Origin of the sequence: Bacillus pseudomycoides DSM 12442 (assembly GCF_000161455.1) — a bacterium.
GTDB classification, from domain to species: Bacteria; Bacillota; Bacilli; order Bacillales; family Bacillaceae_G; genus Bacillus_A; species Bacillus_A pseudomycoides.
This window is the reverse complement of sequence record NZ_CM000745.1, coordinates 4,222,349-4,231,418: the sequence shown is the minus strand read 5'-3', so window position 1 is coordinate 4,231,418 and position 9,070 is coordinate 4,222,349. Positions and strand designations below refer to the sequence as shown.

11 protein-coding genes are annotated in these 9,070 nt (G+C 37.3%); 6 read left to right on the top strand and 5 right to left on the bottom strand.

What is annotated here, in order from left to right; all coding sequences use genetic code 11:
- Positions 1-12: 12 nt before the first annotated feature.
- Positions 13-747 (bottom strand): MerR family transcriptional regulator, encoded by a 735-nt coding sequence (locus tag BPMYX0001_RS21625; protein WP_033799206.1) that lies wholly within the window; start codon positions 745-747, stop codon positions 13-15.
- A gap of 167 nt (positions 748-914) precedes the next feature.
- Between BPMYX0001_RS21625 and BPMYX0001_RS21620 the strand changes: the two genes are divergently transcribed.
- From BPMYX0001_RS21620 to BPMYX0001_RS21605, 4 genes are all read left to right on the top strand, one after another.
- Entirely contained in the window at positions 915-1,694 is a 780-nt protein-coding gene (locus BPMYX0001_RS21620; protein WP_033799205.1) for a YhfC family intramembrane metalloprotease, read from the top strand.
- A gap of 89 nt (positions 1,695-1,783) precedes the next feature.
- Positions 1,784-2,353 carry a histidine phosphatase family protein gene (locus BPMYX0001_RS21615; protein ID WP_033799720.1) on the top strand — a complete coding sequence of 190 codons (570 nt, stop codon included), beginning with the start codon at positions 1,784-1,786 and terminating at the stop codon, positions 2,351-2,353.
- 28 nt (positions 2,354-2,381) lie between these two features.
- On the top strand, positions 2,382-3,092 hold the full coding sequence (locus tag BPMYX0001_RS21610) for a GNAT family N-acetyltransferase (protein WP_006096417.1): 711 nt from the start codon (positions 2,382-2,384) through the stop codon (positions 3,090-3,092).
- 19 nt (positions 3,093-3,111) lie between these two features.
- Positions 3,112-3,588, top strand: a complete 477-nt coding sequence (locus BPMYX0001_RS21605) for a YbaK/EbsC family protein (protein ID WP_003201661.1) — start codon at positions 3,112-3,114, stop codon at positions 3,586-3,588.
- Between the two features lie 97 nt (positions 3,589-3,685).
- Here BPMYX0001_RS21605 and lipA read toward each other — a convergent pair whose 3' ends face one another.
- Positions 3,686-4,582, bottom strand: coding sequence for a lipoyl synthase (lipA, locus tag BPMYX0001_RS21600; protein ID WP_003201659.1), 897 nt, complete (start codon positions 4,580-4,582; stop codon positions 3,686-3,688).
- A gap of 190 nt (positions 4,583-4,772) precedes the next feature.
- Here lipA and BPMYX0001_RS21595 point away from each other — a divergent pair, with 190 nt between their 5' ends.
- Entirely contained in the window at positions 4,773-5,771 is a 999-nt protein-coding gene (locus BPMYX0001_RS21595) for a M23 family metallopeptidase (RefSeq protein ID WP_003201657.1), read from the top strand.
- A 158-nt stretch (positions 5,772-5,929) separates the two neighbouring features.
- Here BPMYX0001_RS21595 and yunB read toward each other — a convergent pair whose 3' ends face one another.
- From yunB to BPMYX0001_RS21580, 3 genes are all read right to left on the bottom strand, one after another.
- A complete protein-coding gene (gene yunB, locus BPMYX0001_RS21590) occupies positions 5,930-6,667 on the bottom strand; it encodes a sporulation protein YunB (RefSeq protein WP_003201655.1) in 738 nt (245 codons plus the stop codon).
- A gap of 55 nt (positions 6,668-6,722) precedes the next feature.
- Positions 6,723-7,025, bottom strand: coding sequence for a YunC family protein (locus BPMYX0001_RS21585; RefSeq protein WP_003201652.1), 303 nt, complete (start codon positions 7,023-7,025; stop codon positions 6,723-6,725).
- A 67-nt stretch (positions 7,026-7,092) separates the two neighbouring features.
- Positions 7,093-8,484 (bottom strand): bifunctional metallophosphatase/5'-nucleotidase, encoded by a 1,392-nt coding sequence (locus BPMYX0001_RS21580; RefSeq protein ID WP_078211796.1) that lies wholly within the window; start codon positions 8,482-8,484, stop codon positions 7,093-7,095.
- Positions 8,485-8,678: 194 nt separating this feature from the next.
- Between BPMYX0001_RS21580 and BPMYX0001_RS21575 the strand changes: the two genes are divergently transcribed.
- A complete protein-coding gene (locus BPMYX0001_RS21575) occupies positions 8,679-8,972 on the top strand; it encodes a hypothetical protein (protein WP_141522328.1) in 294 nt (97 codons plus the stop codon).
- The last annotated feature ends 98 nt before the right edge of the window (positions 8,973-9,070 follow it).

Sequence of the window (9,070 nt, the reverse complement as noted above, 5' to 3'; positions counted from 1 at the left end):
CCNCCTTNTTTTTTATTTTTTACGGTTATCTGCGTATACCGCCATTGCATCGCACATAAACTGTGCTAAACCTTCTCCAAATTGGTCAATATTTTTTATAAAACGTTCATCATCTACATACATTTGACCTAATCCTTTGAATGTCTCTAATGAATATTGACCGAAGTTTTGCAAGTAATCGTACCATTCTTGGATTGCTTCTTGTGCTTCTTTAGAATCAGGCGCGCCATTTCGAAGTGTAGCCAGCTTTCTATAAATGCCATTAAACTCTTCTTGCTTTTCTTTAGGCATGCCAGCTGCTGTCTTATTCGCTTTATCCACAGCTTCGTCTCCCCATCTCTCACGTGCTTCTTGCTCATATGGGTTTTGGCTGAAATCAAATCCTTCAAATTTTTCTTTATTCGTCATTTGAATCTCTCCTTTTGTATGCTTAATTGTCTTATCAATTGTCGCAATCACCTTATCCAGTCTAGCTCGCTTCTCGAGCAGCATTTTCTTATGCAATTGAAGCGCTTCTTCCCGGTCAAATGAAGGGCTCATGATAATTTCCTTAATCTTCTTTAAAGGGAAGCCAAGCTCTTTAAAAAATAAAATTTGCTGCAATGTCTCTAGATTTTCATTGGAATACAGACGATACCCTGACTCTGTCGTCTCGTCTGGGGTTAACAACCCAATTTCATCATAATGATGCAGTGTGCGCACACTAATACCAACTAAATCAGCTACTTCTTTTACCCTCATTGTCATTGTTTCGCCTCCCTTCATACATACAATAAAGTATTACGTAACATGAGAGTCAATAAAAAATGATTATTAAATTATGTGTTTTTTATGACTAAAAACTCCTCCACTCCACATTCCCTTAAAATTCAGGCATAATATATATGTACATATATTAGAAAGCGGTGAAAAATATGGTTTCAAATGCTGTAATTACCAGTATGATTGTGCAACTAGCGATTTCGGTTCTAGTTCCAATTATTGTACTTATTTATTTTCGAAAAAAATATCATATAAACTGGAAAGTTGTTGGTGTTGGGGTTCTTATCTTTATTGGATTTTCACAAATTCTCGAAACACCTTTTCACGTATTTATGCTGGGCAATCCAACAACATCGGAAATATTGAAAAACCCATTTCTTTATGCCATCTATGGTGGACTTACTGCCGCTATCTTTGAAGAAGCAGGTCGATTCATAGCCTTCTTCTATTTACTTAAGAAATATCAAGAATATAAAGATGGTTTAGCATATGGAATTGGACACGGAGGGATTGAATCTATTTCAATTGGGGCTCTAGCTAGTCTTCAAACTCTATACTTTGCTATTTCAATCAATAATGGAAGTTTTTCAAAACTTATTGAAAAGGCCCCTCAGCTCAGTCAAGTGCAAGATTTATTACTTAGCACTCCTTCCTATCTCTACCTACTTGGTAGCTTAGAAAGAATCTTAGCTTTGGTCTTACAAATCGCCTTCTCAATGCTTGTATTATACGGCGTAAAACATAAGAAATATATTTTTGTTATATATGCCGGCTTGTTCCATGCATTTATAGACTTCTTTGCAGCTCTTTATCAAAAGCAAGTTATCAACATATTTGTTGCAGAAGGAATCACGCTTATTTTTACGATTTGCGCTTTCATTCTTATTCGTAAAATGAAAGACAAATTAACAATTGAATCCGAAAAAAGCTAAGTCCATGCGGCTTAGCTTTTTTTGTATAGAGGATTTTTTTCCTATTTGTCGAAGTATGTATGGTCAACTTAAAAAATGAGGGATGGATTTTGAAAAAACTTATCGCAGTACGTCACTGCTCAGCAACTGGACAAGAACGAGATGCAGCACTAACAATTGCAGGAGAAAAGCAAGCACACTTTCTTGCTGATTTTCTCATACAAAATAACCTGCAAATAGAGTCCATTATTTCAAGCCCTTTCACTCGAGCCATTCAATCCATTGCACCATTTGCATTACGAACCAATCTACCCGTAGGCGAAGATGAGCGCCTAGAGGAACGCATATTAAGCAATAATCCAATGAAAGATTGGCTACAGAAACTAGAATATACTTTTACAAATATAGATATTGCCTTTTTAGGCGGAGAGTCAACAAAACAAGCGATGGACCGCGTTGCATCGCTTATTCAAGATATTTTACAACAAGAACACCAAGTAACATTACTTGTTACACATGGAAATTTATTAACGCTCATTTTAAAGTACTTTGATAATCGGATTGGTTTTTTAGAATGGAAAAACTTAAGCAATCCTGATATTTACGAAATTACAATTGATGAACAAACGACAATCCACAGATTGTGGGGAAAGACCGTTGAAAATTGTTACACGAGATAATATTGAACAAGAACATATCTGCTGTGCAATGTCAGACAAAAAAGTGAAACGTGGTGTCGAGCTAAAAAAAGAGTGGCTAAAGGATCGATTTGAAGAAGGACTTATGTTTAAAAAGCTAGATGTAAAAGGAAAGGTGTTCATTGAACACATTCCGGCTGAGTATGCATGGGTGCCTATCTCTGCACCAGGATACACATTCATCAATTGCTTTTGGGTATCGGGGCGTTTTAAAGGGCAAGGCTATGGTGCACAGCTCTTAGAAGAATGTATGCAAGATTCTAAAGCGAAAGGAAAGCATGGAATCGTTGTTATTTCAAGCAAGAAAAAACGCCCCTATTTATCAGATGGCGGCTACTTAAAGAAAAAAGGGTTTCAAGTATGTGATACAGCACCGCCTTATTTTGAATTACTTGTATACAAACTTGATCCAAATGCTCCTTCACCACATTTCACAGCAAGCGCCAAGGACATGAAGATTCCAAATCAAAACGGCTTGGTTGTCTATTATACAAATCAGTGTCCTTATACTGATTATTACATTCATCAAGAATTGGCCAATATCACTCAGCAATATCACATCCCTTTCAAATGCATTCAGTTGACATCGCGAGAAGATGCGCAGCATGCTCCTTGTGCCTTCACGACATATGGAGCTTTTTATAACGGAGAATTTTTAACACATGAAATTTTAAGTGCAAAAAAATTTGAAAAAATCATGATGAACATGCAGCAAATATAGAAAGGAGCATTACAAAAATATGTACGAAGAAGTAATCTCTTTATTACATAAGACAAATGTTTCTTATGAAAAATTTGAACATGAACCAGTTCTCGATTATGAGACAGATCGTGTTGTTCGTGAACGCCTTGGCTTGCAGGGTGCTCCAAGTAAAAGCTTATTTTTAAAATCAAAATCTGGATCCTATTACGTTTTCTTCACATTGGAAGGAACTCGTCTCGAGAGAAACGAAATGAAGGAAATCACGGGGCAGCGCTTATCAATTTGTTCACCTGATGAACTAAGAGAACAAACAGGATGTATTCCGGGATGCGTCGCTCCTTTTGGCTATTCACAGAATGTAACAATTATTGTGGATAGTTCCGTCTATGCCTATGACAAAATTTTAATTACACCGGGTGTTCCGGAATTTACAATTGAATTATCCACAGAAGAATTGAAAAAGATTTTATCCACATGTCAAAATACCGTTTTAGAATATAGAAAAACAAATTGAAAAACTGCGGTAAAACTTCCTTTATTGTTTCCTATTTAGTTGTGTTTGAAGTAAAAAAATCCTTCTTAGTTTTCATGCTAAGAAGGATTTTTTACTATTATTTTGCTTGTGCTGTATTTTCTTTTGCAGAACGTACTTGCTCATCTGCATGGTAAGAAGAACGAACAAGCGGGCCAGCTTCACAGTGGCTAAATCCTTTGCTAAGAGCAATTTCTTTTAGCTCTGCAAATTCAGCTGGTGTGTAGTATTTAATAACTGGTAAATGTTTTTTAGATGGTTGTAGGTATTGTCCAAGTGTTAAAATATCCACATTGTTCGCACGTAAGTCGTCCATTGCTTCAATTAAATCTTCTCTTGTTTCACCCAGTCCCACCATAATGCTAGATTTAGTTGGAATATCAGGTTGCATTTCTTTCGCACGACGTAAAAACTCTAAGGAACGATCATATTTTGCTCTAGCGCGAACTCGGTCAGATAATCGACGTACTGTTTCAATGTTATGGTTTAAAATATCCGGTTTTGCATCCATTAACATTTTTAAATTTTCTTCTACCCCGCCCATATCAGATGGCAGTACTTCAATAGACGTGAATGGATTTTTGCGACGAACAGCGCGCACTGTTTCAGCAAAAACAGCAGCTCCGCCATCTTTCAAATCATCACGTGCAACCGCTGTTATAACAACGTGTTTTAAGCCCATGTGTACTACAGAATCTGCTACGCGTTCTGGCTCTTGTAAATCAAGCTCCGTTGGTAAGCCTGTTTTAACCGCACAAAAACGACAAGCACGTGTACAAACCGCACCTAAAATCATAAACGTTGCTGTTTTTCTTACAGCCCAGCATTCGTGAATATTCGGACATTTCGCCTCTTCACAAACGGTATGCAGCTGCTTAGAACGCATCATTTTCTTTAAGCCTGTATAGTTTTCATTTGTATTTAACTTAATTTTCAACCATTCGGGCTTGCGCTTATATTCTGTTTGTTTTGTCATGTTATCAACTCCGCACAATATGAAATAGTTTACCGTGTTCGCTTCTTTCAATGTAACATATCTATTCTAACGTATGAAAGCGATTTGCTCAAATGAAGATTCCAAGAATTTTTACCAATGATTTACTATAATGAAATATCTCGTATATCCCACACTAGAAAGAGTGATGTTGTGAAAGGAGTTTATTTTCATGCCTCGAAAGATTGCCTTATTGCTTTCTATTTGTTTTCTTCTTGGGCAAGGCATTGCCTATGGTGAAGTGAATCAAAATCAAATATACGAAAAGCGCATGACACTATATAAAGAAACTGAAAAAGATGCTAATATTCCATGGTATTACTTAGCCGCAATTGATCAATATGAACGCAATATACGGAGCGTAAGAAAAGATATTCCGAAAAAGCCCGATGCTATCATATCAATTTACTTTAAACCAGAAATGTGGGCTGGACCTGCCAATGGTTCTACTAACGATACTCTTCCCCACACGATTTCTCTGTTTGGGGGGATTGGTTTAGATGGCGATAAAGATGGAATTGCAAATGCAAATAACGACCGAGACCTTTTGCATACAATGGCAACTATTATAAAAAAGCAAGGGACTTCAGAAGACCGTATTAAAATTATGCTCTGGGAATATTATAGACGTGCAAAAACGGTTGAATTAATTACCGAATATGCTCGAATCTATAAGCACTATGGTCGTATTAACTTAGAAGGGAATGCTTTCCCTCTTCCTGTCCATAGCGACAATAGCTACCGTAGTACATTTGGCGCTGGGCGGAGTTTTGGAGGAAGACGTATTCATGAAGGCACCGATATTTTCGCAAGGCACGGTGTACCAGTAAGATCTACCTGCTACGGCGTTATTGAAACAAAAGGTTGGAATCGCCTTGGTGGTTGGCGCATCGGCATTCGTGATTTATATAACAATTATCATTATTACGCACATTTAGGTGGCTTTTCTAAAGAAATACAGCTAGGACAAATTGTAGAGCCAGGAACCGTTCTTGGCTTCGTTGGTAACACAGGTTATGGACCTCCTGGTACAGCTGGAAAGTTCCCACCACACTTGCACTTTGGATTATATAAAGACAACGGGTATACAGAATGGGCTTTTGATCCGTATATGCATTTAAGTTTATGGGAGCGGAAAGAACGTGCGAATTTAAAAAATAACCGTAGCTAATTGCTACGGTTGTTTCCTTTTAGGTCCTATAATGTCTTTTCAAACTTACTCATCCGTTATAATACATATTTTGTTAATCCTTTGCTTTATCCGATAAAATTTTCCATATTTTTTAGCGTTAGCTTAAAAAACCAATAAAACATAAAAAAGCGAATGATTTAATCATCCGCTTTCTTCCCTTTACTATCTGGCATAACAACTCCGCCGCTTCCATAATAAGATGGTACCTCTCCTTGTACAATTCGCGTTGCAATTGGGATATTTTGTTTTACTGTAATTTCTTTTGTACGAAATGGAATAATTACCTGTAGCGTAACCTGTACTTCCATAACAACTTCAATCGCTGTATTGTTAATTCCATGCGGTTTTACATTTTGCTTAATATCCGTATTCACATGACCAATTGTTGTAAAATCAATCGGAATATTCGGCCCTAAATTACCAAGGAGTGCATTATCCGTTATGCGTCCAAGAGGAACAGACATTGACACTCCGCTCTCTTCTGGAAGACCGAGTGCCTTCATATCCCCCTTCTCCACTTGATGCAAATATTTCTCTATGTATGCAGTAGTCGATGTCAAAATCTCATTTACTTGCTTTGTATTTAAATCGATTGTGGATACTCTTCCATTCTTATCGTTTTGTACTTTCATTAATGAATCCACATCAAACCCTTCCTTAATTCGATCCTTTACCGCTTTCGTCATCACAACCGTTGCCATTTTATGTGTCTGCGTTTCTCCATATTTTATTAATGTAGGTTGAATACTTTTATTCACAATCCAGAATCCTTGTAAAGTTAACAATAAAAAAATGATAAACGAAATGAGTAGTACATGCCGAAAGGGGAGTGGGCCTTTTCGGAAACGCGAAGCTTTTGGACGAAATGTACGCATAAAAAAACCCTCCTTCTTATATCATTTCTATGCAAGAAAGAGGGACGATATATACTTATATCATTTTTAATAAAGCATCTTTTCCAATTGTTCCTGCTGGAATGCCTAGAGCCTCGGCTTCAGTCGTTACCGATTCAAGCGGCGCTTCAAGAAGCTGCTCAATCGTTCTCACACCAACTGCGCGGCCAGCAATAATACCTCGGTCCCCTAACTTCTCGTTTAATAGACCGACATCTAAAGCTCCACACATAATATATCCCTTATCGCTCATAACAGCCAGCAAATTTGTTTTCGGAAGCTTTACGCTAACCGCTATAAACGTATAGTTATCAATGATAATTGGTTCCACATTAACCATAGTTCACACACTCCTCTCTTTCTTATCTTTATGAAAAGAGAAAAATGAGTGTTACAGGTTAACTAGCCTATAGTTTGATGGAAGATGTATAAGTTATCAACATCTCTGTTAACACATCTCGCAATAACTCTGGCATATAATATTGTTTTTCAGAAAGTGTGGATAGTTCTGGGTATAAGTACCCGAATGTAAACATATCAATCGTTCCGACAGTGTATATACGTTCTAACTCTAATGATTCTCCATTAATCAATACATCTTCGAGTAAAATTTTATTTCCAGGAATCGTATCTAATGTAACTTCCAGGCCATCATAAATCATTTTCCCCATAACTTTCCCACGAAAACCAAGGCCTTTCACCTCAAGTTGTTCCATATTTGAACGACGTGCTTTTAAAATAACATCTCGTAATGTTTTTCCTTTTACTTTTAGTGCACATGGATTAATAGGATGTGGACAAATGCGGTGGATATCTCCGCGCGTTACAATTCCTTCTTCTAATCCTTCTAATAACACACCCGCATTGACCATCCCAATTTCCGCATTACACCATTTTTTTAATGCACTTGCTAACATACGGGAAATTTGTGTCTCCTGGAACCAATCAATCGGCAATGGTTCTTTTAACTCAACAATCGGATCTGCCATAATGAGTTCGCTTTCTTTCTCTAACGCTTCAATCGTCGGCAATGACTCTCCGTAAGCTGACAGACGATTTGTACGAATCGCTCTCCCATCCTTTTCTGTCACTCTTTTTGTCTCTAGATCCACCGTTAGCTGAACATGTCCGACATAATGCCCCCACTTTTCTCCACAGCAAAGCAAAGTCCCATTCACAAGAACACCACGCTCAAACAAATGATGCGTATGTGCCCCTAAAATAACATCAATATCATAATGCTCTGCCATATACTCATCTGCATTCTTTCCAAGATGAGAAAGAACGACAGTAACATCAGCTTTTTCTTTCACTTCTTCTAAAATTACTTCCAAATGTGCAATCGGATCTTCAATATGCCAATCCAGCATTTCATAGAACTCTGGATAAGCTACCGTTAAGCCGATAAAAGCGATTGTAACTCCATCTGCAGTTGTATGCAACTTGTACGGTTTTACCCAATTAGGACACGTTCCATCTCTTTCAAATAAATTAGCTACAAGCACCTCAAAATTCGCTTCATCATATAAATGTCCAAGATGCTCCTTCGCTAATGTAATTCCTTCGTTATTTCCAATCGTTACATAATCATATAACGCTTCGTTTAATAATTTCGTATTGCCCTTTCCATTCGTTGCTTCCGTTATACGATGAAAACGATCCACATGATCGCCAATATCTAATGTAAAAACAGATTCTCCTGCTTTCTGTCTGCGCTTTTTCTCTTCTTGTACAAACCGAGAAATTTGCGGCCAGTTTTCAAAATGACTATGTATATCGTTTGTATGATAAAGGTGAATGATTGTTTCTTTATTTATATCCAGAGAAAAAACCTCCTCTCAATTCCTTACTGCCTTTTACGCTATCTACTTGCAATAATCCTGTAAATACTTTTCGCCTTTTCTTGCTATTTTACATTGTACTCTGATTGGGGAAAAAAGCAAAAAGATACCTTTTAATTAGAAAATTTCCACACTAAAATGGATGTATGGAGGTGATTCCTTTGTTTAACAAATATAGCTTTCTCTCTCTGTGGGTTACATTAGCTGGAGTTGTTTCATTTTCACTCAGTTATGCCCTTGCAGCAAATTTAAGTTTTTTACCAATCATTTTCTTTTTTATTAGCACCGCTTGCATCATCCTCGGCCTCATATTCAGCATGATAGCTATAAACAAGAACGAACCAAGCAAATGGAAGTTTGTCGGTATTTTTGTTCCACTTCTAGCTGTTATTTTCATATTACTCATCCCTGTTCTTATTGGAGCATTTGGATTTAGGGAACCGTAAAAGCGCCGATATATTTACGCCCAAGTAAAAAAAGCGCCCTGTAAACAGGGCGCTTCACTTTTAACTAATGACTAATATTAGCACTTGGGTATAATGTC

Coding starts and splice junctions, on each gene's coding strand:
- BPMYX0001_RS21595 (WP_003201657.1), top strand. CDS start 4,773: ATGCCTCGAAAGATTGCCTTATTGCTTTCTATTTGTTTTCTTCTTGGG.
- BPMYX0001_RS21620 (WP_033799205.1), top strand. CDS start 915: ATGGTTTCAAATGCTGTAATTACCAGTATGATTGTGCAACTAGCGATT.
- BPMYX0001_RS21625 (WP_033799206.1), bottom strand. CDS start 747: ATGACAATGAGGGTAAAAGAAGTAGCTGATTTAGTTGGTATTAGTGTG.
- BPMYX0001_RS21610 (WP_006096417.1), top strand. CDS start 2,382: ATGTCAGACAAAAAAGTGAAACGTGGTGTCGAGCTAAAAAAAGAGTGG.
- lipA (WP_003201659.1), bottom strand. CDS start 4,582: ATGACAAAACAAACAGAATATAAGCGCAAGCCCGAATGGTTGAAAATT.
- BPMYX0001_RS21585 (WP_003201652.1), bottom strand. CDS start 7,025: ATGGTTAATGTGGAACCAATTATCATTGATAACTATACGTTTATAGCG.
- BPMYX0001_RS21605 (WP_003201661.1), top strand. CDS start 3,112: ATGTACGAAGAAGTAATCTCTTTATTACATAAGACAAATGTTTCTTAT.
- yunB (WP_003201655.1), bottom strand. CDS start 6,667: ATGCGTACATTTCGTCCAAAAGCTTCGCGTTTCCGAAAAGGCCCACTC.